The sequence below is a fragment of the Radiobacillus sp. PE A8.2 genome (genome assembly GCF_045635475.1).
Taxonomy (GTDB): Bacteria; Bacillota; Bacilli; order Bacillales; family Amphibacillaceae; genus JBJGXI01.
Genome location: NZ_JBJGXI010000063.1, coordinates 1 through 26,708 on the forward strand (window position 1 = coordinate 1; position 26,708 = coordinate 26,708).

Consider the following 26,708-nt stretch of genomic DNA (forward strand, 5'->3'; position numbering starts at 1 on the left):
TAAACAGTTTTGGATATCTTGCTGAGTTATTTAGCCACGTCCAGCTCCGAGCGCCAGCGACTAGCGAGACTTCCCTCACCTCATGACACGATAAGTCAACATCGATTCACTTCGTTCACCGTGTTTCCTTTATCTCCTGCGGTTCAGTCCAGTCCGTACGTCGCTAACCGGCGCTCTGCGCTTTTATTCTGAGTGTATGTGGTGTCATAAAAGTTTGGAAAAGTTGTTTCGGCAGCTGAGGTCCCGACCTGTGGCAAAAGAGGCGTGATATTTGGCAGAACAGAATGTTTAGATAAAGGCGCTCATGTCGGCAAATCAACATAAATCGAAGTTAATGATATAAGGGTTACTGTACCCGCGCTATCTGACTGTTTCGCGGCATCTAGTATTGCGCGCGTATCGACAGTCCGAGCTGGCACATCATACCTGCACTTCGATTTCAACCCATCAGTTAGATAGTAGGATAATTGATAAGGCCAATCAGTTGGAATGCTGCACGATATGATGCTTTAGCTTACAAAGCATTATGATATAATGACAAGGCACCACGATATTGGATGTTTCATGAAAGGCGCATTGTTATGGAAAATCAACAGGCAACTAAAGAGTTTTTTCAAGGTGCTTTAATTCTTACGATAGCAGGATTATTGAGTAAAGTTATTAGTGCCGGCTACCGTGTTCCATTACAGAATATCACTGGAGACGTAGGTTTTTACATCTATCAACAAATCTATCCCTTTTTAGGAATGGCACTGATGCTCGCTCTATACGGATTTCCTGCTGCAATATCCAAGCTAGTGGCAGAACATGAGCAAAAGCATCAGTTGTCACTCACATCCTTCTACATCCCAGTATTCTGCTTGTTAGCTATCATCAATCTTTTTTATTTTAGTGTGATTTATATAAATGCAGGTAGATTTGCTGAGTGGATGGGTGATGACAAACTTGTGCACAGTATTCAAGTCGCGGCATTGTCGTTTTTACTAATCCCATTCACTTCGATTTTTCGTGGGGTTTTTCAGGGGCTTAACAATATGCGTCCAACAGCTGTTTCGCAGCTACTTGAACAAGTTGTTCGTGTAGTTATTATTATCGTTGTAGCAGTCGTAATTGTATCGTCAGGCAGACAGCTTTATGATGTTGGGGCGGGTGCTGCCTATGGGTCAGTATTTGGAGGTATGGTTGCATTTGTTATCTTGTTCGTTGTTTGGCTTAGAAATAAACCGTTTGTAAAAAAGCGGACAGTTATATTATGGAAAGTTTATTTAAAAGCAATATTGATCTATGGATTATTTATTGGTTTAAATCATATGATGTTATTACTTATCCAATTCACTGATGCTTTTACATTAATTCCAGGACTGTTAAAGCAAGGGTTTTCCTTGGATGAAGCAAAGATAATAAAAGGGGTATTTGATCGTGGTCAGCCGCTGATCCAGCTAGGTACAGTTATTGGCTCATCAATCGCCTTGGCAGTCATCCCCTCCGTCACAAAAACAAGGATGGAGCAACAACCGATCGCTTTTGCCCAGCATATTCAAAGTACGATACGGATAAGTTTTTATTTGTCAGCTGCTGCAACAGCAGGATTAATTGCAATATTCCCTTATGCAAATACGTTGTTGTTCCAAAATGACTTAGGGACAACTAGTCTTAGAGTGCTTTCATTAGTGATGCTATTATCATCCTTGGCTATTACAATTTCATCTATCCTTCAAGGATTAAACAATATATACATAACAGCAGTTTTTATTGTTATCGGAATCATAACAAAATGGATGTTAAATGTCTGGCTGATCCCTTACATTGGTGTGATCGGCAGTGCAATAGCAACGGTATTAAGTGTATCGGTTATCTTAGTGTTAAACGTTGTAGGTCTAAAGCGAATGTTACCTCGCGTGCGTTTATTCTCGATTCCTTGGCGTGCATTCATATTAGCATTATTGTCAATGCTGATATGGGTAATAGTAGTAAACAAAGTAGTAGAAGCGTTTATGCCACTTACTACGCGAATATCTCACTTCATTCATATCGTAATTGTTTGTAGTGTAGGTGGTATTTTATACATCGTTGTTTTATTTCGAATGAACGGATTTAGTGAACAAGAGGCAAATGCGCTACCACTAGGTAGACGATTAAAAAGGAGGTAGAATCATGACCAATAAAATTGAAGTTATTGGCTTAGGTGCTGGTGATCTGAATCAGTTACCTCTGGGAATATACAGAAAGCTTACCAGATCAAATAAAGCCATACATGTACGAACAATAGATCATCCAGTAGTCACATCACTAACAGATGAAGGTGTTTCCTTTATTGCTTATGATTCAATTTATGAAGAAAACCAATCTTTTGAAGTTGTTTATGAGCAAATTGTACAGCAATTGATAAAAGCAGCAGAACAAGAGGATATTATTTATGCCGTACCAGGTCATCCCATGCTAGCTGAAAAAACAGTTCAATTATTGTTGGAACAACAGGCGGTTACTATCGATATTACAGGTGGCCAAAGCTATTTAGATGCTTTATTTACATCATTACGGGTTGACCCGATTGACGGATTCCAATTTGTAGATGGAACATCCTTTAAACGTAACCAACTCAATTATCAAAATCACATCATTTTTTGCCAAGTATATGATGCGTTTGTTGCATCTGAAGTAAAACTTGCCTTACTGGAAGACCTCCCGCCAGAACACCTTGTGACAATTGCTGAAGCTGTTGGAAGTGACGAGGAAAAATTAAAAACAATTCCATTAGTAGAGCTCGATCAATTTGGAGAGCTAAATAATTTGACTAGCATATACATCCCTCCTGTAAGTACAGAGGATTTGAACCATCAGTTTTTCCGTTTGCGTGAGGTAATTGCTGACCTTAGAGGTCCTGATGGTTGTCCGTGGGATAAAAAGCAAACACATCAATCATTACGAAAATATTTGATTGAGGAAGCGTATGAATTTATAGATGCAGTAGATGAGTTAGATGATGAGGGTATGATCGAAGAAATTGGCGATGTATTATTGCAAGTGATGCTTCACAGTCAAATTGGTGAAGATGAAGGGTTTTTCACAGTTGATGATGTAATAAAATCAATCACTGATAAAATGATTCGTAGGCATCCACATGTATTCGGTAACGAGCTTGCCAATACCGCTGAAGATGTACTTGTGAATTGGGAGCAAATTAAAAAACAAGAAAAAGGAAGTAGCCCGAAATCATTGTTAGACAATATTCCTAAGTCGTTACCACAACTATTGATTGCTGAAGAAATACAAAAACAAGCAGCGAAGGTTGGGTTTGACTGGGATGACCCTGCTCCAATATGGGACAAGATTATCGAAGAATTAGACGAAGTAAAGCTAGCGATTAACAATGGTAACAAAAGTGAAATTGAGAGTGAATTAGGAGATGTACTGTTTGCCATTGTAAACCTTACCAGATATTATAAAGTTAACCCAGAATTGGCAATTAGACAGACGAATCAAAAATTTAAACGTCGATTTACGTATATGGAACAGGAAATAAAGAAAAATCAGGTAGAAATGAACGATTTAACTTTAGAACAATTAGACGAATACTGGAATCAAGCAAAACGATTAGAATAATAACAGAAAGGGAATGGATCATATGCGCCTGGATAAGTTTTTAAAAATTTCAAGACTAATAAAACGCAGAACCTTAGCTAAAGAGGTTGCCGACAAAGGTAGAATAACGATTAATGGTAATCAAGCGAAAGCGGCATCAACCGTTTCAGTAGGTGACGTGCTTACGATTCAATTTGGCCAAAAACTGTTAACGATTCAAGTAGACTCTCTACAAGAAACAGTAAAGAAAGAGAATGCAACGAATTTATATTCCGTACAAAAAGAGGAAGAAGTAAAGCAATAACGAATCAGGATTTATTTCACTTAAAATAGTCATAAATGTTCTAAACTTGTCCCCCTTTACATACATTTGTAACGATAAAGGGAGGGCTGTAAAAATGAATTATTATGATAAAGAACCTACTGTTCGTCCACAAGCAGAGCATCATGTGAAAATGAGTAATAGAAGAAATCTAGAAATTACAGGTGTAAAAGAAGTGGACAGCTTTGATAATGAAGAATTTCTTTTACAGACAGTAATGGGGTATTTGATTGTCCGTGGTGAAAACCTACAAATGAAGAATCTTGACGTGGATGAAGGTGTTGTATCGATAAAAGGTAAAATTTTTGAGCTTTCATACTTAGATGAACACCATGGGGAGAAAGCTAAAGGATTCTTTAGCAAGCTTTTTAAATGACACTCACCACGCAGTTTCTAACGATTATCTCGATGATGGGTGCGGGCACTTATCTAGGAGCAGCTATTGATACGTTTCGTAGATATGAATCGTTTTGGAAGAAACGTCTATTATTTTCTTATATAATAGAAATTTGCTTTTGGTTATTACAGACGCTTATATTGTTTTATATACTCTATTTAGTAAACCAAGGTGAATTGCGTTTCTATATTTTATTAGCGATTATATGCGGTTATGCTGCCTATAAGAGTATAATTCAATTCTTTTACTTAAAGGTGTTAGACTGGTCCATTAATAGCCTTATACAAGTTTACCGGTTTTTACGAAGGCTTGTATATGCAATTCTTGTCCGTCCAATTACATTATTGCTGCAATTCATTATGACGGTATTATTATGGTTGTGGGGAATTATTTTATCGATTCTCCTGCTCATTCTTAAAATAATCTGGTACCCGATCAGATGGTTGCTCCTAATGTTATGGCGGTTAGTACCAAAAAAAGCAAAGAATTACTTTGAAGATCTAGCAGGATTTTACTCTAAAATAAAGAATACGTTATGGAGATGGTATCGTCTTATAAAGAATAAAAGGAGGTAGCCTGTCGGTGACAAGAAAAGAAGCAAAAGTAGCAAAGATTGAATCAACGTACGTAAAACAATACGATGCACAAGTTGAAAGACAAAAAAAGAAAAAGAAACGCTTATTCCGACGTCTTGTGCTATTTTCTGTTATTGTTATGATTTCGATTGGCAGTCTTACAACGTTTCATTTAAAACAACGTGCTATTTATGCACAGAAGCAGGAACAATTGGAGCAATTGGAGAACCAGATGAGTTCCCTTGAGGAACAAGAAGAAAATTTGCAACAGGAAGTTGAATTATTAAATGATGAAGAATATGTAAATAAAATTGCAAGAACGAATTATTTTTTCTCTGAAGAGGGAGAAATTATTTTTAAACTTCCTGATGAAAAACCCTCATATTGACACGTTTTTAAATGCTTTTATATACTATATAAATAAATAATCCTTTTTTACAAAGGCAGTTTTCTAAACGATTGTTGTTATTGAACAATTTAGCTAAACTCCGGTGTAACTTGGAGAGTGCTTGCACTGCTCCGGAAATCCACTTCGCTTTCCGCGGGGGGCTAGTGAGCCTCCTCGCGCATTCGCGCTGCGGGGTCTCACTTACGCCACTAGTCCCGCAGGAGTCGAAGTGGATTTCCTACGCTGCTAACGGGATTGCTCTTCATGTGGGGTGATTGGAGCTCCAGGCAGTCGACTCCAGCGGGAACAGCACGGGCTGAAGATCCACTCAGAAGCGCTCTTTGCTTCTGAGTTAGCTGAAGCCGTGCCCGCGGAAAGCGACTGCCTGGAGCGGAAATCACGTGCACTACGTTACGACGGATTTTACTTCAACTATGAAGTATAAATAACAATCTATACGTTATAAAAAAGGATTTACGGCGCCTAAATAATTTGCGCAAATCAAGTTTTTCAAAAAATTAAGGAGGAGCATTTTTTTTATGTCAATCGAAGTAGGCAGCAAGTTAAAGGGGAAGGTTACCGGTATCACAAAGTTTGGAGCTTTTGTTGAGTTACCAACTGGCCCCACAGGATTGGTCCACATTAGTGAGGTTGCTGTTAACTATGTCAAGGACATTAATGAGCACTTAAGTGTCGGTGATGAAGTGACTGTGAAAGTCATTAATGTTGGAAAGGACGGTAAGATTGGGTTGTCTATCAAGAAAGCAGTAGATAAACCAACTCCTACTCGTCAACCTAAAGTTAACCGTGATCGTACCGAATCATTCGAGGCCAAGATGAATCGCTTTCTTAAAGATTCCGAGGATCGCCTAGCATCTCTGAAAAAGCATACCGAATCAAAACGAGGAGGTCGAGGTGCTAAGAAGGGCTAAACTTGCTGTCTATGAAGGACAATAGAAGATTTTCTTCCAATTCCAATAAATATAAAAAAGCTGGTACCGTTAATAATAACGAAACCAGCTTTTCCTTTGTGTTAGATGATAGCGGCAGAGGGAATCGAACCCACGACCTCACGGGTATGAACCGTACGCTCTAGCCAGCTGAGCTACGCCGCCATAGTTAAAAGAGTCACAAGTGATATAATACAATAGCTACTTCATTGTGTCAATGTGAAAATTGAAAAATGTTTTACTTTTACGATAGCAGTCAAAATGAGAGAAGTATACGAGATTAATGGGGGAGTTCGTAATATGAAAGAATATCTAGATATATTTGATCCAAACCAGCACCATATAGGACAAGCGACCCGCGTGCAGGTACATCAGAATGGATTGTGGCATCAAACCTTTCATTGTTGGATTGTAAGTGAACTACAGGGCCGTAAGTATATACTGTTTCAATTACGGCATCCGGATAAAGATATATTCCCTGATTTATTAGATATTTCTGCTGCGGGGCATCTGTCTGTGGGTGAAGAACCGCTAGATGGAGTCAGAGAATTACAGGAAGAGCTGGGGATCCAAGTGGAGGCTGAACAACTTGAATCGATTGGTGTAATAGAAGAAGAATTTTCAAGGGAAACCTTTATCGATCGAGAGTTTTGTCATGTGTTCCTACATAAATCAGACCGTCCTCTTGATGCTTATATGATTCAAGAGGATGAGCTAATCGGATTAGTTCATATAGAGTTAAACCAGGCGATGAAATTATTTAAACGAGAAATTACATCAGCACAGGTAAAAGGATTAATGTGGAACATAGAAGGGTTAAAAGAAGTGGATCTGACAGTAACAATGGATGATTTTGTCCCGCATAGTAAAGAGTATTATATGAAGGTACTACAAAGTGCAGATGATATATAAGAAGTGAAATTGATTAGTGTATATATAAAACCACACGCAGTTTTAACTGCGTGTGGTGCTGTTATTTCTGTGTTACAGGTTGTTGGCTAAATGAATTGCTAGAAGCTAATGAGTCTGATGCTGAAGACTCCTCTTCTGTGTCAGCTGGTTTAACTTTTTTAAGATAGAAGGATAATAAAAACGCAAGAATGGCAAATCCTGTTGCGACCATAAATGCATCATTAATACCTTCAATCGTAGCATGCTGCACGGCAAATATTTGTTGCTCATCGGTAGGAATACCATTTGGTAAAAACTCACTCATATGGTCTGTTCTGCGATTACTCATGACTGTAATTAGAAAAGCTGTACCAATCGCGCCAGAAACCTGACGAAGTGTATTCGCCATTGCCGTACCATGAGAATAATATTTGGTAGGAAGTTGATTTAATCCAGCTGTCATAATTGGCATCATGATCATAGAAATACCTACCATCCTGGCACTGTAAAGCACCATCATATGCATATAGGTGGTCGAATCAGATAAATCTGTGAAAAAGAACGTAGTGACCACCGTAATTGCTAGTCCAACTAATGCTAGTGGACGTGCGCCAATTTTATCAAAAAGTTTCCCAGTAATAGGGGACATAAATGCTGAAATCAATGCTCCGGGCAATAATAATAATCCGGACTCAAGCGGTGAAAAGCCTCTAATGTTTTGTAAATAAATAGGTATAAGAATCATAGCAGCGAACATCGCCATTGTAACAACCACATTAATAATCGTTGTCAGAGTAAACATATTGTATTTAAACACTCTGAATTCAAGCATCGGTGTTTTCAGAACTAGTTGTCGAGCGACGAAGATAACCATAGTGACTCCACCCACTATAAAGGAAAGGATAACTTCTAATTCTCCCCAACCAGCATTACCTGCTGTACTAAATCCATATAATAATCCACCAAAAGCAAATGTTGACAAGATAATAGATAAAATATCTACTTTTGGATTACTCAATTTTGTCACATTACGTAATAGGAAGAAAGCTAAAATTACATCAATGATTGCTATTGGAAGGATGATATAAAACAGTACTCTCCAAGAATAGTTTTGAACGATCCAACCAGAAAGTGTAGGTCCAATCGCTGGTGCAGACATCATAGCAAGTCCAATTAAGCCCATGGCCGCTCCACGTTTTTCGATTGGGAATAAGCTTAGAATTACATTAGTTAATAAAGGCATGATGATCCCGGCCCCAGCAGCCTGAACGACACGACCTACTAAGATAATGGAGAATGATGGCGCAACAGCACAAATCAAAGTACCGATCGCAAACAAACTCATAGCGGTTATAAATAATTTGCGTGTTGAAAATTTCTCCATTAAGAATGCGGTAATAGGAATGGCAATCCCGTTTACGAGCATAAATATAGTTGTTAACCATTGTGCAGTATTCTCAGTGATGTCTAATTCGGTCATCATCACTGGTAAAGCGATATTCATAAGTGTTTGGTTTAATATTGCGACAAACGCACCAAGCACCATAATAATAGTAATTGGTAATTTGGCAACCTTGGATGCTTCTACATAAGCTGTCCGATCTGTCATTGTTGTTCATCTCCATCTAGTAGTTTGTTAATTATCTTCTTGTGCAGTTCAATTAATTTTTCTATATCTTCTTCATTAATTTCTTGAAGCCCAGAAAGCCGTTCAACATATTGTATATACGCTTCTGCTTTTTTTTCTTGTCCCAGTTGTGTAAGTGTCATTACGACAACACGACGGTCTTGCTCCGAGCGCTTTCTTTCTACATAATTTGCCTTTACTAATCGTTCAACTGTTTCGCTAACCGTACTCTTTCCGGTATTCAATTGATTAGCAAGGTCAACTAAGCTTATATTTGGCTGCAAATCGAGAATTCTCAATATTTGTAGCTGTAGGGTTGTTACACCCAAACTGTTAGCATTTTTCCACAACTGTTTATAATAAACTTGATTTACCTCTCGAAATGATTGAACGATGCAGTTTATCTTTTGATCATTCGTCATTAGGTTTTCCTCCAAATCAAATAATAGTTCTTACACGAACAATTCGCGCAAGAACTATTATAACTCGATAAGTTAATAATGCAAGTGGAAATAATTATATTTTTGAGGAGTTGCGTGAATCGTTTATAACTTGGATCTTTTTTTGAGTAAATTCAAGGAAATATTGTCGAAACGAAGGATAGGCCCCAGAATATAGACTAGTCCACAATTGGTGCATCTTTATCACATAAAATTAGACTTACTTGAAGATATGTAATGGAATTATTCTGTTGAAATCCCTGTTGGTTACTAGAAACAAGTCGAAAGATTTTGAACGGCACTTCTGATGTTTTGACAAAATACACAGAAAAAGTGTGTTTAAATGTACATCAAGAAGAAGGAGTGGTGTGGAATGATGGATTCAATAACTGGAAGTGAATCCAAATCAATTTTTACTTCCAATAAAAGTATCGAGGTCCTGAAGCGGAGGTCAGGGGAAAAGTTGAAGCTTTTCTTTTTGGAAAAAGGCTGGCTATTATTTATTGTCGGTTTTTTACTAGGACGAGCTATCGTGTTGTCCTCTTTATCGCCTTTTGCCCTTGCCTTTCTCGCTTCCGTTTGGTTTATGAGAAAGGACAAAGCATTTAAACTCATACTCGCGACATTTGCAGGTGCATTAACATACCATTGGCAACACGGCTTATACGTCATTTCAGCTATGGCACTTTTTGTGGTGATTGCCTCGCTATTGAAAAACAAAAACAATCAACAACAAATAATTCCAGTTGTCGTATTGTTAGCAAGTATATGTACGCGAGTAATCAGTTATGCCTTAATCGGTCAATTAACGGTATTTGAATGGATGCTGGCTGCTGTCGAAGGCGTACTAAGTGCGGTACTAGTACTTATATTTATGCAGAGTATTCCACTATTATCACCTAAAAGATTTAAACCAACATTAAAAAATGAGGAAATTGTTTGTCTCATTATATTGTTAGCCTCCGTACTAACAGGAACCATTGGATGGGACATTCAAGGTGCTTCTATTGAACAAATATTATCTAGGTATTTAGTGCTTTGCCTTGCTTATGTAGGCGGTGCTGCGATTGGATCAACGGTTGGTGTAGTAGCTGGCCTTATATTGAGCTTAGCTAACGTTGCCAGCCTTTACCAAATGAGTTTGCTAGCATTTTCAGGATTACTTGGTGGATTACTAAAGGACGGTAAGAAGATAGGTGTTGCTTTAGGATTATATGTTGGGACGTTATTAATTGGCATATATGGAGCAGGTATAGATGCTTTAGTTCCATCTTTAGTTGAATCTTCCATTGCTGTGATTATTTTTTTCTGTACACCTGAAAGCTGGATCAAAAAGTTATCAAGGTATATCCCTGGAACGGTGGAGCATTCACAGGAGCAGGAACAGTACTTACACAAGGTTCGTGATGTAACAGCAAGTAGAGTCGAGCAGTTTTCACATGTATTTCAAGCTTTGTCCAAAAGCTTCACGATTGAGCATAAAAATACCATAGAAGAAGAGCAAGACAAACAAACGGATTATTTTCTAAGTAATGTTACTGAAAAGACATGTCAATCCTGTTTTAAGAAAGAGTGGTGTTGGGCGCAACAATTTGATAAAACGTATGAACTAATGACAGATGTGAAGGATGATTTAGAAGGAGGAAAGCAGCCGAACACTGTGTTGCAACGAAATTTTGAAAATCATTGTGTGAAATCTAAAAAGGTGATCGATACGATGAAACACGAATTATCTTTTTATCAGGCAAATCAACAATTAAAAAAGCAAGTAACCGAAAGCAGAAGGTTTGTAGCAGATCAATTACACGGGGTATCGGAGGTTATGGGGAACTTTGCAAAAGAGATATTAAAAGAAAGGGAGAACCACGAACAACAGGAAGTTGAAATTGTAGCAGCGTTAAAACATATGGGGATTGAGCTAGAAAAGCTGGATATATACAGTTTAGAAAAAGGGAACATAGATATTGAAATGAACTTATCGTTTTATAATTATCACGGAGAAGGTCCTAAATTAATTGCACCAATGCTATCTGATATTTTAAAAGAAACTGTTGTTGTTAAAGAGGAGGAAATATCACCACTGGCCAATGGCTATTGCTATTTATCGTTTGCATCTGCTAGAAAGTATATTGTAGAGACTGGTGTGTCCCACGCCGCAAAAGGAGGAGGACTAGTATCTGGGGATAGTTATTCGACCATTGAATTAGGAGCAGGAAAATATGCAATGGCAATTAGTGATGGTATGGGCAATGGAGAACGGGCACATGAAGAAAGTACAGAAACATTAAGGCTGTTGCAGCAGATTCTGCAATCTGGAATACAAGAACAGGTTGCTATTAAATCAATCAATTCAATTCTTTCCCTTCGGACGAGTGACGAAATATTCTCAACGTTGGATTTAGCGATGATTGATTTACACAGTGCAGCAGTTCGCTTTTTAAAGATAGGATCAACGCCTAGCTTTATAAAGCGAGGTAACAAAATTTTAAAAATAGAAGCAAGTAATCTACCAATCGGCATTATACAAGAATTTGATGTTGATGTGGTTAGTGAGCAATTAAAAGCTGGAGACCTTTTAATTATGATGAGTGATGGTATTTTTGAAGGACCAAAAAATATTGAAAATGTTGATATGTGGTTGAAGCGCAAAATAGGGGAAGTTGAATCCAATGATCCACAGGACATGGCGGATTTAATTCTTGAGGAGGTAATAAGAGTCCAAAAGGGTACGATTGAAGATGATATGACTGTAGTCGTTGCTAAAATTGAAAAAAATAACCCCCAATGGGCAGCGATACCGTCCTATCATAAGCAAGCACAATAAAATATTTATCTAGTATATTTAGGTATAATTTTCCTTACTATAGGCGAAGATGATGATAAAAGTAGACACATTGTTATGTTCGTCTGCTGTTATTTAATAATTCGGTCTTATAGGAGGAGTTATATTAATGAAAAAAGGAACGTTAAAGCAAATTCTATTAATTACAGATGGATGCTCCAACCAAGGTGAGGATCCATCAGCTGTAGCGGCATTAGCTGCGCAACAAGGAATTACGGTAAATGTAATTGGTGTATTAGAGGATGATCAATCAGAGGATCCAACAGGCTTACAAGAGGTTGAGGATATTGCAATGTCAGGTAATGGTGTCAGCCAAATAGTTTTTCAAGAAGCACTGTCACAAACCGTCCAAGCCGTTACAAAGCAAGCAATGACCCAAACTTTACAAGGGGTGGTTAATAAGGAATTGCAACAAATACTTGGACCAAACCAAAGCCTTGAGGAGCTTCCACCTGAGCAACGCGGGGAGGTAATGGAGGTTGTCGAAGATTTAGGTGAAACGTGTGATCTAGAAGTACTAGTGTTAGTAGATACAAGTGCAAGCATGCATAATAAGCTACCAACTGTAAAAGAATCATTGATAGATCTATCGGTAAGTTTAAATGCTAGAATAGGGCGCAATCGATTTGCTATCTTCTCGTTTCCAGCTAAGCGAAAAGATATTCAGAAAGTGTTTGATTGGTCGCCAAGGCTTGACTCTATTTCATCCGTATTCCCTAAATTAACAAGTGGTGGAATTACTCCAACAGGTCCAGCATTAAAACAGGCCATGTACCAGTTTGGTAAAAAAAGCTTACGAGGGAGCTTTATGAGAGAAGATGAACCAAACATCGAAGAAGCAGGCTATTGATATTAAAGTGGGCAGTGTCATCGTCGGTAAATGGCACAAAAATCGTTACACAGTTAAAAAGCAGCTAGGACAAGGTGCAATTGGATCTGTTTACTTGTGTGAACATAATGGAAAGCCACAGGCACTTAAGATTAGTGACAAAAGCTCATCCGTTACGATGGAAGTTAATGTTTTAAAAACATTACAAAAGGTCCAAGGAAGTCGCCTTGGACCTTCTTTATTAGATGTCGATGATTGGGTAGACATGCGCGGCAATCGTTATTCGTTTTATGTGATGGAATACTTAAAAGGAATAACCCTGCCTACGTTTATTCAAAGGTCCGGAAAAGAATGGCTGGGGATCTTAATGATGCAGCTATTAACCGATTTAGAAAGCCTACATCAAGCAGGCTGGGTGTTTGGCGATTTAAAAACAGATAATCTGCTTGTCGTATCTTCACCAGCGAGAATTAGGTGGATCGATGTCGGGGGTACAACACAGATTGGACGGTCTATCAAAGAATATACAGAATTCTATGATAGAGGATACTGGAAAATGGGTTCAAGGCGAGCGGAACCTTCCTATGATTTATTTGCTCTAGCAATGATTATGTTGCAAATCTATCATCCAAATCGGTTTGAGCGAGGAACAAACCCACAGAAAACATTGCTTTTAAAACTATCTAAAACATCGGAGTTGGATATTTACAAGCCGGTTATACAGAAGGCGATTCAAGGTCACTATCTTTCTAGTGATCAGATGAAACGTGATTTAAACACACTTATTATGAAAAACCAGCATAATACCGCGCCACAAGCGTCCAGTCATGCCAGAGGGAACGTAGTGACTAGACAATCTAGACAAGTCAGCAATCAACCTAAATCTCATACATTTTTAGAAAGTATGGGCATTTCGGTTGCTGTTCTATTGTTTTATTTATTTTATCTCGTGGTTCAGTAAACTTCTACTTCTGTGAAGGTTCATACTATAAATTATAAAGGTAACCTTTTGCAGAACTAGATTAAAAAGTGGTACGATAAAGATAGTAAGTAGAGACGTTTAATGGAGTGGGGCATCGATGGAAGAAAAAGTGACTGCTTATATAAGAAAACACCAATTATTCCACCAACAAGCTGTCGTCTTAGTTGGTGTATCAGGTGGTCCGGATTCGATGGCTCTGCTTCACTTTTTGTGCGCCATCCGTGAACAATGGGGTTTACGTTTGATTGCATTATCGGTGGATCATGGTTTACGCGGAGAGCAATCAAAACAGGATGTTTTGTACGTAAAACAAATGTGTGAACAATGGGACGTAGAATTTTGTGAAACCTTTTTAGATGTATCATCGTATAAGATTAAGGAAAGAAAAGGAACACAACTTGCAGCTAGAGAATTACGCTACCAATATTTTAAGCGTATGATGCAAGAATATCGTGCTGATTATTTGGCTTTAGGTCATCATGCGGATGATCAGACGGAAACCATGATGATGAGGTTTGTACGTGGTGCGAATCCAGATGCTTTAGCGGGAATACCGATCAAACGTTCTTTTGAACAGGGATATATTGTTCGTCCTTTTTTAGGTGTTTCTAAACAAATCATTGAAACTTATTGTGATAAGCATGAAATAAGTCCACGTAAAGATCCATCTAATGATCAAGACACATATACACGGAATTTTTATCGAATACATATACTTCCATTGCTTAAACAGCAAAATCCTAATGTTTTAATGAGCACCCAACGTTTGAGTGAGGCGATTTCAGAGGATGCGATATATTTAAACGAACAAGCACAAAAGCTTATTATAGCTAGTGTAGAACTTAAAAAAAACAGGTCAGAAGCTATATTAGATATTAAAAGGTTTAAACAATATCCAATCGCTTTACAAAGACGAGCCTATCATCTAATATTAAACTATCTATATCCAACCATTCCTACAGATTTGAATTATATTCATGAGGATCATTTTTTTTATTTATTACATAATAACAAACCAAATGTCTCCATTGATTTCCCATTAGGCTTAAAGTTAATAAAATCGTACGATATTATTTTGTTTCGATTTGGTGAGTTTCAACCCGTAGAATATGTGATGCAGTTAACTATTCCTGGGTCTATTTCATTACCAGATGGGGGAATGATTGTCTCTTCCATAACCAAATTTCCTAAAGAGGAATCGGAGAACATTTATGTATGTGAAATGGACACGATACGTACTCCTTTAATTGTAAGAACACGTGAGCCAGGAGATAAAATGAAAATTAGAGGTATGAATGGGAGCAAGAAAATAAAAGATATATTTATTGATGAAAAGATTCCAGTGCAAAAGCGAGCAACTTGGCCAATAGTGTTGGACAGTAAAGGCAACATTTTATGGTTAATTGGTTTGAAAAAGGGTTTTCATGAGGTTCAATCAGCATCTGATGGTAATTTTCTTCAATTACATTATAAGAATAACAGCAACAGGTAGGAGGTACGATGTATGCACCACGATATAGAAAAGGTACTGATTTCTAAGGAACAAATTGATCAAAAGTGTAAAGAGCTAGGAGCGCAGCTAACAAAAGAATACGAAGGGAAGTTCCCTTTAGCCATTGGTGTGTTAAAAGGGGCAATGCCATTTATGTCTGATGTGCTCGGTTATACCGAGACATACCTAGAAATGGATTTCATGGACGTATCTAGTTATGGAGGCGAAATGCGTTCTTCTGGTGAAGTCAAAATCGTAAAAGATTTGGATTCGAAAGTTGAAGGGCGAGACTTATTAATAATTGAAGACATTATTGACAGTGGTCTAACGTTAAGTTATTTAGTTGATTTATTTAAGTATCGGAAAGCCAAATCCGTTAAAATCGTTACCCTTCTTGATAAACCATCAGGAAGAACTGCCAATATTAAAGCAGATCTAGTTGGCTTTGAAGTTCCAGATGAATTTGTTGTCGGTTATGGGTTGGATTACCAAGAAAAATATCGGAATCTACCTTATATAGGTGTATTAAAGCCTAGGGTATATGGTGGAGAAGAGTAAGGTTAACAAAATGGTGGAATGAGTAATGCATGTTTTACATATCTTAAAAGGGTAATTAGTTGTATTGATTCATTTCAATATGATACTATTTACTATAGTTTTCTCGCTTGGGAGGAGGTAAGCAATGAATCGAGTATTTCGAAACGTATTATTTTATTTTCTAATATTCCTTGTAGTCATTGGAGTTGTTTCGATATTTAATAATTCAAACAACCAGGCAACGGAATATAATGTAAGTGAATTTTACCAGGCGCTTAACAATGGTGAGATCGAAGAAATGACGATGCGACCATCTAATGGGGTTTATCTCATACAAGGAACACTTGGTGGGGAAGAGGACACATTTGTTACCATGGTTCCAGATAACCCGCAGGTGATTGCAGAAATAACAGAAATAGCTAAAGATCAACCGAATGTAGATTTCGATGAAGAGCAACAACCGAACGGATGGGTAACATTCCTAACAACAATGATTCCGTTTGTTATTATATTTATCCTATTCTTCTTCCTTCTTAACCAGGCACAGGGCGGTGGTAGCCGTGTGATGAACTTTGGTAAAAGTAAGGCGAAGATGTATTCGGAAGAGAAGAAAAAAGTGCGATTTAACGATGTAGCAGGAGCAGATGAAGAGAAGCAAGAGCTTGTTGAAGTTGTTGATTTCTTAAAAGATCCACGTAAGTTTACGGCTATCGGTGCAAAAATTCCTAAAGGGGTTTTATTAGTTGGACCTCCAGGTACAGGTAAAACGTTGCTAGCTCGTGCGGTTGCAGGAGAAGCAGGCGTACCGTTTTTCTCCATAAGTGGTTCAGATTTCGTGGAAATGTTCGTCGGTGTTGGTGCATCGAGGGTAAGAGATTTATTCGAAAATGCTAAAAAGAATGCCCCTTGTATCATCTTCATTGATGAGATTGATGCAGTAGGTAGACAGCGTGGAGCAGGTGTTGGCGGTGGTCACGATGAACGTGAGCAAACGTTGAACCAATTGCTAGTTGAGATGGATGGTTTTGGTGATAATGAAGGAATAATTATTATCGCAGCAACAAACAGACCTGACATACTTGACCCAGCATTACTGCGTCCGGGACGCTTTGATCGTCAAATTACTGTCGATCGTCCAGATTTACGAGGTCGAGAAGACGTACTTAAAGTGCATGCAAGAAATAAACCATTAACAGATGATGTCGAATTAAAAACAATTGCAATGCGTACACCAGGATTTTCTGGGGCTGATTTAGAGAACTTACTAAATGAAGCAGCACTTGTTGCAGCAAGAAGTAATAAGGTCAAAATTGACATGGAAGATGTCGATGAAGCAATTGATCGTGTTATTGCAGGACCTGCGAAGAAAAGCAGAGTTATATCTAAAAAAGAACGTAATATAGTTGCTTATCATGAAAGTGGACATACTATTATTGGAATGGTGCTAGATGATGCGGATATGGTACATAAGGTGACAATTGTACCGCGTGGCCAAGCTGGTGGTTACGCCGTTATGCTACCGCGTGAGGATCGTTACTTTATGACAAAACCAGAGTTGCTCGATAAGATTACTGGTCTCCTTGGCGGCCGTGTGGCTGAAGAAGTAACCTTTGGCGAAGTAAGTACAGGTGCACATAACGATTTCCAACGTGCGACTGGAATTGCTAGAAAAATGGTTACCGAATATGGAATGAGTGATAAAATTGGCCCATTGCAATTCGGTAGTTCAGGTGGTCAAGTATTCTTAGGTAGAGATATTCAAAATGAACAAAATTACAGTGATGCAATCGCATATGAAATTGATAAAGAAATCCAAAATATTATTAACGATTGCTATGAAAAAGCGAAAAAGATTCTTACTGATAACAAGCCAAAGTTAGAATTAGTAGCGAAAACGCTTCTTGAAATTGAAACGCTTGACGCTGGCCAAATCAAATCGTTATTTGAAGAAGGAGTTCTTCCTGAACGCCCTGTCGTATCAGAACAGGATGGAAAGGCTTCTACACAAAACGAATCAGAAGAAAAGAAAAGTGATGTAAAAGTTAATATTAAATCTAAAACAGCGGAATCAGAAAAGTCAGAGCAGAAAGATGTTGACAATGACACTGATCCAAAATAAAAAGATTAAAACAGCCTTCTCGCATTTGGAGAAGGCTGTTTTTTTTGGTATCAGAAAAATGCAGCTGATATAAACTCCAAATACTTGCTTGCATATTTTAGTTAATGAATTTAATACTAAGGCTCAAATCATAAAGTTTGATGCTCTATAAGCTTCATAAATGAAGTAAATTGCGTCGTAGTGCTCGTAATTTCTGCTGGGAATGGATGCCTGACAGGATTTTTAGAACGAGAATCTAAAAAACTTTTAGCGGCCACAGGAGACCTTATTTCACGTAAAATACCAGTTATGATGATTTGGCGGCCACCACAGACCTTATTTACTAAAAATAGCATACTACAGCAAGGATTTTATTCAAATAAGCGCGCTGATGGCCGCGCAATTCTAATATTACCTATATTGTCACAGATAAGTGCAGTGGTGGCCGTTAGCGACTAACCACCGCCCCGTGGAAAGCGTATTTTCTACAGCGGCTGTCCAACACTTTACGACGCATACTAGCTATTTTACGTAAAACCAACAATCTTTTTTAGCGAACCAAGAGGACATTTTCTTTATAACGATACAATTTGTAAAGAAAACCCGATCGTGGTTTGTAGGAATTGAAATGCAGCGGATTGTGTTTTATATTTATACCAATGGTAACTGGGGAACTACAAAGAATGTATTCCAGTATAGAACTGTTACGTAATATGGTAAGATGTACAAGGAATAATTTTATATGAATGGTGGAAACAAACATGATTTTTGTTTTAGATGTAGGCAATACAAACACTGTTTTAGGCGTATTTGATCAAGATAAGCTTGTTTATCAGTGGCGAATACATACAGACCGTCACAAAACAGAAGACGAATTTGCTATGTTATTTAAATCATTATTTGAACATGAAAATATAGAGATCAGTGATATTAGTGGCATTATCATATCCTCCGTCGTGCCGCCTATTATGTATGCGTTAGAACGGGTATCTCATAAGTATTTCAAACAAACACCGATGATAATTGGGGCAGATTCGATTAATCCGTTTTTAAAAACGATATATCCTAACCCGAAGGAATTAGGTGCTGACCGAATTGTTAATGCTGTTGGAGCAATTGAGGAATACGGTTCACCGCTAATTATTATTGATTTTGGAACAGCAACCACATACTGTTATATAAATGAAATGAACGAATATGTTGGTGGAGTAATTGCACCTGGTATCAATGTTTCTCTTGATGCGTTATATGATAAAGCTGCAAAGCTACCTAAAATTGAAATAATGAATCCTGGAAATGTACTTGGTTCATCGACAATCGAAGCAATGCAATCAGGTGTTTATTTTGGATATGTCGGTCAAGTTGATGAAATTGTTCGTCGTATTAAGGATCAAGCAGCATCTCCTCCAAAGGTAATTGCAACAGGAGGTTTAGCAACATTAATAGCAAAAGATTCAAAGACAATTGAACAAGTTGATCCTGCTTTAACACTGAAAGGTTTATATATTATTTATAAGAAAAATGAAAAGTAACCTCTACACTAAGGAGAGATACATCATGGGAGATTATTTAGTTAAGGCAACTGCATTCCAAGGGATGGTAAGAGCCTATGCAATCCAATCAACAAAAACTATAGAAGAAGCACGCAGAAGACAGGACACTTGGGTAACTGCTTCAGCGGCATTAGGTCGTGCAATTACAATTACTGCGATGATGGGTGCAATGTTAAAAGGAGAAGATAAACTTACAGCTAAGATACTGGGGAATGGCCCGGTGGGTGCGATTATAACAGATGCAAATGCCAGAGGTGAAGTAAGGGGTTACGTTTCTAATCCACACGTAGATTTTGATAAAAACGAGAATGGAAAACTGGACGTAGCGCGTGCTGTGGGAACAGAAGGTAGTCTTAGTATTGTAAAGGATTTGGGTTTGAAAGAATATTTTACAGGACAAGTGCCAATCGTATCTGGTGAATTAAGCGAGGATTTCACTTATTATTTTGCTAACTCAGAGCAAGTCCCGTCAGCAGTAGGAGCTGGAGTCTTAGTAAATCCTGATTATACAATATTAGCTGCTGGTGGATTTATTGTGCAAATGATGCCGGGTGCTGAAGAGGATACGATTACTAAAATTGAAAAACAAATTAGTTCAATTCCTTCTATCTCCGCATTAATAGAGAAAGGTAATTCGCCAGAACAAATTTTAGAGCAGCTCTTCGGAAAAGAAAATTTAAAAATACATGAGACGATGCCAATAACTTTTTCTTGTCCGTGTTCGAAAGATAGACTAGGGGCTGCTATTCAAAGCTTTTCCAACGAGGAAATCGACAAGATGATTGAGGAAGACGATGGTGCGGAAGCATTCTGCCATTTTTGTAATGAAAAATACGTGTTCGATGCAGAAGAATTACAAGCGCTAAAGTCAAAATAGGGGGGAGAGGAGAAGCGTCATGACACGTAAGTTTCTCTTTGCAATATTAGTAGTGCTGCTAATAACGAATATAACGACAATAGCAGTGTGGCAGTGGGATAGAAGTGATATTGTAGCACCAGCGGATGATTTAAATGTGCCGGTCGATACAAAAGAACCGGTAGCAACGATTGATAATGAAGAAATAACTTACCAACAATGGACAAGTAATCTACAAAACACATATGGGAAAAAATTATTGAAAGCAATGATTGATCGGCAAGTGGTGGACAGGCTTTCAGAACAAGAAGGTATTGAAATAAATGATAAAGTGATTGATCGAGAAGTATCGTTGCTTTATACAATTCAAGGTATATTAACAAATGAAGAAGCGTCCACATTAGAGGAAAACTGGCGAGCCGATATTTCTCACCGTATACGCCTGGAGGAACTATTAACCAAGGACATCCAGATTGATGAAAGTGAGATAAAAAGTTATTACGAACAATACAAAGAAAATTATGATTTACCGGAATCTATTCAGATATCAGATATTTTGGTCAATAATATGGAAACAGCGAATAAGGTTATAAGTGAGCTAGAATCAGGTGCCGCTTTTGCATCATTGGCAAGAGAATATTCTGAAGATATTGATACAAGAAATCAGGGTGGATATAAGGGCTACTATAATTCGCCTGGTGAGTATTATGATCTAGCGCAAGCTATGGAAGAAGAAACGTATAGTGAGCCATTTGATACAAATGAAGGAATTGCGATTATTTATGTGCATCGTAAATTACCAGCTATCTCATTAAATTACGATGAATTAAGAAATCATCTAAAAAGGGAACTTGCCTTAGAGCAGTTAGACCAAGTAGTGAGTGCAGATTTGTTGTGGGAAAATTATGATATTAAATGGATGTATGGAAACAATTAAATTGCGAAATAATTTAAAAAATTACAAATCAACTAGTTGACATTTTTATCCTGCAAGCGTACATTGTATATAAATCCTATACAAATACTAGGAATTGGAGTGAATTAAATGAAAGTTGCTCAATCCATTGCTGAATTAATTGGAAACACACCGATTGTAAAACTTAATCGCACGGCAGATCCAGATGCTGCAGAAATTTATGTGAAGTTAGAATTTATGAACCCAGGAAGTTCTGTGAAAGACCGTATCGCTTTGGCGATGATCGAAGCTGCAGAAGAAGCAGGTAAACTGAACGAGGGCGACACGATTATTGAGCCTACAAGTGGAAACACGGGTATCGGTCTAGCGCTCGTAGCTGCAATAAAAGGCTACAAAGCTATTTTAGTAATGCCAGATACAATGAGCATGGAACGCCGTAACCTATTACGTGCTTATGGTGCCGAGTTAGTGCTTACACCTGGAGCGGACGGAATGAAAGGTGCCATTAAAAAGGCAGAAGAATTGCAGAAAGAACATGGCTACTTTATGCCGCAACAGTTTAACAATCCTGCTAACCCAGATATTCATGCACGTACAACGGGTAAAGAAATTGTTGAGCAAATGGGTGAACAATTAGACGCATTTGTTTCTGGAATTGGTACTGGTGGTACAATTACTGGTGCTGGAAAAGTATTAAAGGAAGCTTACAAAGATATTAAAATTTATGCAGTTGAGCCAACAGGTTCTCCGGTATTGTCTGGTGGTAATCCTGGACCGCATAAAATCCAAGGTATTGGTGCAGGTTTTGTGCCAGAGGTATTAAATACTGAGGTTTATGATGAAGTTATTCAGGTCGAAAACGAAGATGCATTTACTACAGCAAGAGAGGCTGCTAAAAAGGAAGGTCTGTTAGGTGGAATTTCTTCTGGTGCAGCAATTTATGCAGCGAAACAGGTTGCAAAAGAGTTAGGTAAAGGTAAAAAAGTATTAGCGATTATTCCGAGTAACGGGGAAAGATATTTAACAACACCGTTATATCAGTTTGAAGAAACGGAATAACGTATTAATAAGGAATAAACCGTTTGGATGAGTTGTCCGGACGGTTTATTTTAATTGACTAAGATCTGATAGCACCAAATCAAATGAGAATTTCTCGGTTTTAAGGTAACATAGTATACATATGGTGATATGAAGGAAGGAAAAAAGATGAGTTTTATTTTAAATACGAAGCAAAAAACGTATGACCTATCTAATAGAACTTTAGTAATGGGCATTTTGAATGTTACACCAGATTCGTTTTCTGACGGTGGTAACTATAACGAACTGGAAGCTGCTGTAAATCAAGCGATGATGATGGAACGAGATGGTGCTGATATTATTGATGTTGGTGGAGAATCGACACGTCCTGGTCACACGCCTGTTTCTTTGGAAGATGAAATTGAGCGGGTAGTACCGATTATTAATGCGATTAAAGCGGCGGTAAGTATTCCAATATCGATTGATACGTACAAATCAGAAACAGCTAAGGTAGCATTAGATGCTGGTGCATCGATAATTAATGATGTATGGGGAGCAAAGAAAGACCCTGAAATGGCCAATGTTGCAGCAGCCTTTGACGTACCAATCATTTTAATGCATAACAGAGAAAAAGCTAATTACAATTCCATTATTACTGATATGAAAGATGATTTACAGGAAAGTATAACTATTGCTCTAAATGCGGGTGTGAAACGAGAAAATATCATATTGGACCCGGGGATTGGTTTTGCTAAAACGGTAGAAGATAACTTATTGGTAATGAGAAATCTAGACCAGTTTAATGAATTAGGTTACCCAATGTTACTAGGAACATCTCGAAAGTCTTTGATCGGAAAGGTTTTGGATTTACCGGTAGAGGAACGTGATGAAGGAACGGGTGCGACGATTTGTTATGGAATCACAAAGGGTGTGCAAATTGTAAGAGTACACAATGTAAAGTTAGCAGTTCGAATGGCAAAAATGATGGATGCATTGACAGGTAAAGGTGGTATGAAGTATGGATAAGATTTACGTTAACCAAATGGAGTTTTACGGATATCATGGGTTATACCCAGAAGAAAACAAATTGGGACAACGATATAAAGTTGATGTAGTCTTGAATCTTGATTTAAAGCAAGCTGGTAAATCAGATCATATGGATGACAGCATTGATTACGGCAAAATTTATCATATAACAAAAGATGTTGTCGAAGGAAAAGCGAAGCATCTAGTTGAGGCTGTGGCAGAAGAAATAGCCTATCAGTTCTTTGCTTCTTTTGAAAAGCTTAACAGCTGCACCGTAAAAGTGTATAAACCAGATCCACCTATTCCAGGACATTATCAATCTGTCGCGGTAGAAATTTTTAGGGAGCGTTCCTAATGAATGTTGCTTATATTGGCTTGGGGTCAAACATCGCACCACGATTTGCAACGTTAATGGATGCTGTTAAAATAATCGGGGAATCGCCAGCTATTACAGTTACAGCAAAGTCATCAATCTATGAAACGAAACCAGTTGGGTTTGTTGATCAGGATAATTTCTTAAATATGGTGTTAGAATTGAAAACAACGCTCAATCCGTCAGAACTATTAGGGCGTTGCCTTCAAATAGAATTACAATTAGGCAGAAAAAGGGAGATAAAATGGGGGCCGAGAACGATAGACCTTGACATTTTATTGTATAATCAAGACAATATTAAAACGGAGCGATTAATTGTTCCTCATCCAAGAATGCATGAACGAGCATTTGTGCTTATTCCCTTAAGTGAAATAAACCCAAATCTATTTGTGCCAACTAACGATAAATGTGTTAAGGATATTCTTGATGAGGTACCTGCTCAAGAGAAAAAGGGAGTAAATGTATGGGTGCCAACCAATGGGGAAGAAGAATAAGAGCCTTCCGAAAACTAAAGGGCTATACTCAAGTACAGTTTGCTCAAAAGTTAGGTATGTCTGTTTCGGTTATCGGCGAAATAGAGAGAGGGACTAGAATACCAAGTACAGATGTTATTGATCAAATAGCGGATTTATTAAAAATTTCTAGAGAAGAGCTTAGTCCTAAGTAGATATAGTTGAGAGGACAACTTATGTGTCAATTTGGAGATATTACAATCAAATATAAAGTCGTTCTTACATAGGAAGCCCTTGAGATACTGCATTTAATCGAGATCCGTCTCCAATCAAAAAGATGGATATGCGTATCTGCAAACGAATTGCTCCATTGGTTTAGAAGGTTAAAAGTTAGGTGTAATGGAAATGAGAAAGCACACAGCTTAGTCTTAAAAAAGATAAAAGTAACTGGACAAATAAAAATGAAGCAGAAATCTTAGAAGACATCCTAGTTTAGATGGGTTAATGAGTTAGAAGCTAAAATAAAGGCCCTTAAATCGATAATTAAGGGTCGAACGTTGACACGCTGGTGCTCGTTTTCTATACTAATACTTGAACTAGATGCTGCCAGTGCTGTACTGGCAGTTTTTTAATACAATCTAAACTTACAAGTTACGTTCATTACATAGAACAAGATAAAAAGTGAAATTGGAGTGAGTGAGATGACAGAAGAGTTAAATGAACATATGCGAGTGAGAAGAGAAAAGCTTCAAGCATATAAAGAAAAAGGACTAGACCCTTTCGGTGGTAAGTTCGAACGTACAGGTGTAGCCGAAAAGTTAATAGAGAAATATGATTCATTTTCAAAAGAAGAGCTTGAAGAAAAAGCTATAGAAACAGTTGTTGCTGGAAGAATCATGACTAAGCGCGGAAAAGGAAAAGCTGGATTTGCTCACATTCAAGATTTAAGTGGTCAAATACAGTTATATGTGAGAAAAGATGCGGTTGGCGAAGATGCCTATGAAATATTTAATACTGCTGATATGGGAGATATTGTTGGTGTAACAGGTACTATATTTAAAACAAATGTAGGCGAACTATCTGTCAAAGCAAAGAATTTTGAAATGCTGACAAAGTCGCTTAGACCGTTACCTGAAAAGTTTCACGGTCTTAAAGATGTCGAGCAACGATATCGTCAACGTTATTTGGACTTGATTACGAACCCACAAAGTCGCGACACCTTCGTATCGAGAAGTAAAATTATTCAAGCGATGCGCCGTTATTTAGATAGTCAAGGATTTCTTGAAGTTGAAACCCCGATGATGCACGGGATTGCTGGTGGAGCTGCTGCACGTCCATTTACTACTCACCATAACGCACTTGATATTCCGCTATACATGCGTATAGCTATTGAATTACATTTAAAACGTTTAATCGTTGGCGGCTTAGAAAGTGTCTATGAAATAGGGCGAGTTTTCCGTAATGAAGGTGTTTCAACGCGGCATAACCCGGAATTCACGATGCTCGAGTTATACGAAGCGTATGCTGATTTCCATGACATCATGCGTTTAACAGAGAATCTAATTGCTCATATAGCACAAGAGGTGCTTGGCACTACAACGGTACCTTATGGAGATCATCAGGTGGAATTAAAGCCGGAGTGGACTAGATTGCACATGGTAGATGCAATTAAAGAGTATGTCGGTGTCGATTTCTGGAAGCAGATGAGTGATGAAGAAGCTAAATCACTTGCGCAAGAACATGGTGTAGCTATAAAACAAACAATGACATTTGGTCATATTGTTAATGAGTTCTTTGAACAAAAGGTGGAACACTTGTTAATCCAGCCTACTTTTATTTACGGTCATCCGGTTGAAATATCTCCACTTGCTAAGATGAATAAGGAAGATCAACGATTCACAGATCGGTTTGAGTTATTTATCGTTGGAAGAGAGTATGCTAATGCTTTCTCTGAGTTAAATGATCCTATTGATCAACGAGAACGTTTCGAAGCCCAAATGAAAGAAAAAGAACAAGGTAACGATGAGGCTCATGAAATGGATGACGATTACTTAGAGGCATTAGAATATGGAATGCCACCAACAGGGGGCTTAGGAATTGGTGTAGATCGTCTAGTTATGCTTTTAACTAACTCACCATCAATACGTGACGTGTTACTATTCCCACAGATGCGTAATCGTGATTAATAATCTAAATGCTTATGTATAGAAGAAGCCTGTTTTTATGAAGTGAATAGGTTATACTGATTTGCTTTATAGCGAACAGGCTTTTTTTATTAATGAAGAAAAGATAATTTCCATTATTTTCATCACATTATATACTTGATTTGGTGGAATAAGCGTGGTATATTATTAATCCGCGCTGCTGCTAGCAAGTAACGCTAGCAAGCGCAAAAAGTTAAACGAAAAAGTTGTTGACACTAACAACTCGCCGTGTTATATTAATAAGGTCGCTTTTGACAAGCGCAAATTGCTTTTATAAATAACTTTTTAAAAAAGTCATTGACAACTAAAATGTTGTGATGATACAATATAAAAGTTGTCCGTAAGAGAGCCGAGTTAAT

25 protein-coding genes and 1 tRNA gene are annotated in these 26,708 nt (G+C 37.8%); 23 read left to right on the top strand and 3 right to left on the bottom strand.

Features of this window, described 5'->3' with window-relative positions; all coding sequences use genetic code 11:
- The first annotated feature begins 581 nt into the window (after positions 1–581).
- The 7 genes from ACI6MV_RS22530 (at position 582) to ACI6MV_RS22560 (ending at position 6,196) form a co-directional block, all read left to right on the top strand.
- Positions 582–2,150 (top strand): putative polysaccharide biosynthesis protein, encoded by a 1,569-nt coding sequence (locus tag ACI6MV_RS22530; protein ID WP_407272587.1) that lies wholly within the window; start codon positions 582–584, stop codon positions 2,148–2,150.
- Between the two features lie 4 nt (positions 2,151–2,154).
- Positions 2,155–3,603, top strand: a complete 1,449-nt coding sequence (yabN, locus tag ACI6MV_RS22535; protein WP_407272588.1) for a bifunctional methyltransferase/pyrophosphohydrolase YabN — start codon at positions 2,155–2,157, stop codon at positions 3,601–3,603.
- Between the two features lie 22 nt (positions 3,604–3,625).
- A complete protein-coding gene (locus ACI6MV_RS22540; RefSeq protein ID WP_407272611.1) occupies positions 3,626–3,886 on the top strand; it encodes an RNA-binding S4 domain-containing protein in 261 nt (86 codons plus the stop codon).
- Between the two features lie 94 nt (positions 3,887–3,980).
- Positions 3,981–4,280: a sporulation protein YabP gene (gene yabP, locus ACI6MV_RS22545; RefSeq protein ID WP_407272589.1), complete on the top strand. Its 300-nt coding sequence runs from the start codon at positions 3,981–3,983 to the stop codon at positions 4,278–4,280.
- Entirely contained in the window at positions 4,277–4,876 is a 600-nt protein-coding gene (yabQ, locus tag ACI6MV_RS22550) for a spore cortex biosynthesis protein YabQ (RefSeq protein ID WP_407272590.1), read from the top strand. Before yabP ends, yabQ begins: the two co-directional genes overlap by 4 nt.
- A gap of 7 nt (positions 4,877–4,883) precedes the next feature.
- Positions 4,884–5,264, top strand: coding sequence for an FtsB family cell division protein (locus ACI6MV_RS22555; RefSeq protein WP_407272591.1), 381 nt, complete (start codon positions 4,884–4,886; stop codon positions 5,262–5,264).
- Between the two features lie 539 nt (positions 5,265–5,803).
- Positions 5,804–6,196: a S1 domain-containing RNA-binding protein gene (locus ACI6MV_RS22560; RefSeq protein WP_407272592.1), complete on the top strand. Its 393-nt coding sequence runs from the start codon at positions 5,804–5,806 to the stop codon at positions 6,194–6,196.
- A 109-nt stretch (positions 6,197–6,305) separates the two neighbouring features.
- Here the strand turns inward: ACI6MV_RS22560 and ACI6MV_RS22565 are convergent.
- Positions 6,306–6,379 (bottom strand) — tRNA-Met (locus ACI6MV_RS22565).
- Positions 6,380–6,514: 135 nt separating this feature from the next.
- Between ACI6MV_RS22565 and ACI6MV_RS22570 the strand changes: the two genes are divergently transcribed.
- Entirely contained in the window at positions 6,515–7,126 is a 612-nt protein-coding gene (locus tag ACI6MV_RS22570) for an NUDIX hydrolase (protein ID WP_407272593.1), read from the top strand.
- A gap of 61 nt (positions 7,127–7,187) precedes the next feature.
- On the opposite strand, the gene ACI6MV_RS22575 is transcribed toward ACI6MV_RS22570, so the two are convergent.
- Both ACI6MV_RS22575 and ACI6MV_RS22580 read right to left on the bottom strand, forming a co-directional pair.
- On the bottom strand, positions 7,188–8,714 hold the full coding sequence (locus ACI6MV_RS22575) for a DHA2 family efflux MFS transporter permease subunit (protein ID WP_407272594.1): 1,527 nt from the start codon (positions 8,712–8,714) through the stop codon (positions 7,188–7,190).
- The gene (locus ACI6MV_RS22580; RefSeq protein WP_407272595.1) at positions 8,711–9,154 is read right to left on the bottom strand and encodes a MarR family winged helix-turn-helix transcriptional regulator; all 444 of its coding nucleotides are present in this window, start codon (positions 9,152–9,154) and stop codon (positions 8,711–8,713) included. Before ACI6MV_RS22580 ends, ACI6MV_RS22575 begins: the two co-directional genes overlap by 4 nt.
- Positions 9,155–9,545: 391 nt before the next feature.
- On the opposite strand from ACI6MV_RS22580, the gene spoIIE reads away from it, so the two are divergent.
- The 15 genes from spoIIE (at position 9,546) to lysS (ending at position 26,331) form a co-directional block, all read left to right on the top strand.
- On the top strand, positions 9,546–11,996 hold the full coding sequence (spoIIE, locus tag ACI6MV_RS22585) for a stage II sporulation protein E (RefSeq protein ID WP_407272596.1): 2,451 nt from the start codon (positions 9,546–9,548) through the stop codon (positions 11,994–11,996).
- Between the two features lie 127 nt (positions 11,997–12,123).
- Positions 12,124–12,864 (top strand): vWA domain-containing protein, encoded by a 741-nt coding sequence (locus tag ACI6MV_RS22590; protein WP_407272597.1) that lies wholly within the window; start codon positions 12,124–12,126, stop codon positions 12,862–12,864.
- Positions 12,833–13,804, top strand: coding sequence for a protein kinase domain-containing protein (locus ACI6MV_RS22595; protein ID WP_407272598.1), 972 nt, complete (start codon positions 12,833–12,835; stop codon positions 13,802–13,804). The genes ACI6MV_RS22590 and ACI6MV_RS22595 overlap by 32 nt, the downstream gene beginning before the upstream one ends.
- A 118-nt stretch (positions 13,805–13,922) precedes the next feature.
- Positions 13,923–15,317 (top strand): tRNA lysidine(34) synthetase TilS, encoded by a 1,395-nt coding sequence (gene tilS, locus ACI6MV_RS22600; RefSeq protein WP_407272599.1) that lies wholly within the window; start codon positions 13,923–13,925, stop codon positions 15,315–15,317.
- 12 nt (positions 15,318–15,329) lie between these two features.
- Entirely contained in the window at positions 15,330–15,875 is a 546-nt protein-coding gene (hpt, locus tag ACI6MV_RS22605; RefSeq protein WP_407272600.1) for a hypoxanthine phosphoribosyltransferase, read from the top strand.
- Between the two features lie 124 nt (positions 15,876–15,999).
- On the top strand, positions 16,000–17,973 hold the full coding sequence (gene ftsH, locus ACI6MV_RS22610) for an ATP-dependent zinc metalloprotease FtsH (protein WP_407272601.1): 1,974 nt from the start codon (positions 16,000–16,002) through the stop codon (positions 17,971–17,973).
- 740 nt (positions 17,974–18,713) lie between these two features.
- Positions 18,714–19,484: a type III pantothenate kinase gene (locus ACI6MV_RS22615; protein WP_407272602.1), complete on the top strand. Its 771-nt coding sequence runs from the start codon at positions 18,714–18,716 to the stop codon at positions 19,482–19,484.
- Positions 19,485–19,509: 25 nt separating this feature from the next.
- Positions 19,510–20,382, top strand: coding sequence for an Hsp33 family molecular chaperone HslO (hslO, locus tag ACI6MV_RS22620; protein WP_407272603.1), 873 nt, complete (start codon positions 19,510–19,512; stop codon positions 20,380–20,382).
- A 19-nt stretch (positions 20,383–20,401) separates the two neighbouring features.
- Complete coding sequence (locus ACI6MV_RS22625) at positions 20,402–21,298, top strand: foldase protein PrsA (RefSeq protein ID WP_407272604.1); 897 nt, start codon at positions 20,402–20,404, stop codon at positions 21,296–21,298.
- Positions 21,299–21,406: 108 nt separating this feature from the next.
- On the top strand, positions 21,407–22,336 hold the full coding sequence (cysK, locus tag ACI6MV_RS22630; RefSeq protein ID WP_407272605.1) for a cysteine synthase A: 930 nt from the start codon (positions 21,407–21,409) through the stop codon (positions 22,334–22,336).
- 147 nt (positions 22,337–22,483) lie between these two features.
- Complete coding sequence (gene folP, locus ACI6MV_RS22635) at positions 22,484–23,320, top strand: dihydropteroate synthase (protein ID WP_407272606.1); 837 nt, start codon at positions 22,484–22,486, stop codon at positions 23,318–23,320.
- Positions 23,313–23,675: a dihydroneopterin aldolase gene (folB, locus tag ACI6MV_RS22640; RefSeq protein WP_407272607.1), complete on the top strand. Its 363-nt coding sequence runs from the start codon at positions 23,313–23,315 to the stop codon at positions 23,673–23,675. The genes folP and folB overlap by 8 nt, the downstream gene beginning before the upstream one ends.
- Positions 23,675–24,187 (top strand): 2-amino-4-hydroxy-6-hydroxymethyldihydropteridine diphosphokinase, encoded by a 513-nt coding sequence (folK, locus tag ACI6MV_RS22645; RefSeq protein ID WP_407272608.1) that lies wholly within the window; start codon positions 23,675–23,677, stop codon positions 24,185–24,187. The genes folB and folK overlap by 1 nt, the downstream gene beginning before the upstream one ends.
- On the top strand, positions 24,157–24,360 hold the full coding sequence (locus ACI6MV_RS22650) for a helix-turn-helix domain-containing protein (RefSeq protein WP_407272609.1): 204 nt from the start codon (positions 24,157–24,159) through the stop codon (positions 24,358–24,360). Before folK ends, ACI6MV_RS22650 begins: the two co-directional genes overlap by 31 nt.
- A gap of 486 nt (positions 24,361–24,846) precedes the next feature.
- Positions 24,847–26,331: a lysine--tRNA ligase gene (gene lysS / locus ACI6MV_RS22655; protein ID WP_407272610.1), complete on the top strand. Its 1,485-nt coding sequence runs from the start codon at positions 24,847–24,849 to the stop codon at positions 26,329–26,331.
- The last annotated feature ends 377 nt before the right edge of the window (positions 26,332–26,708 follow it).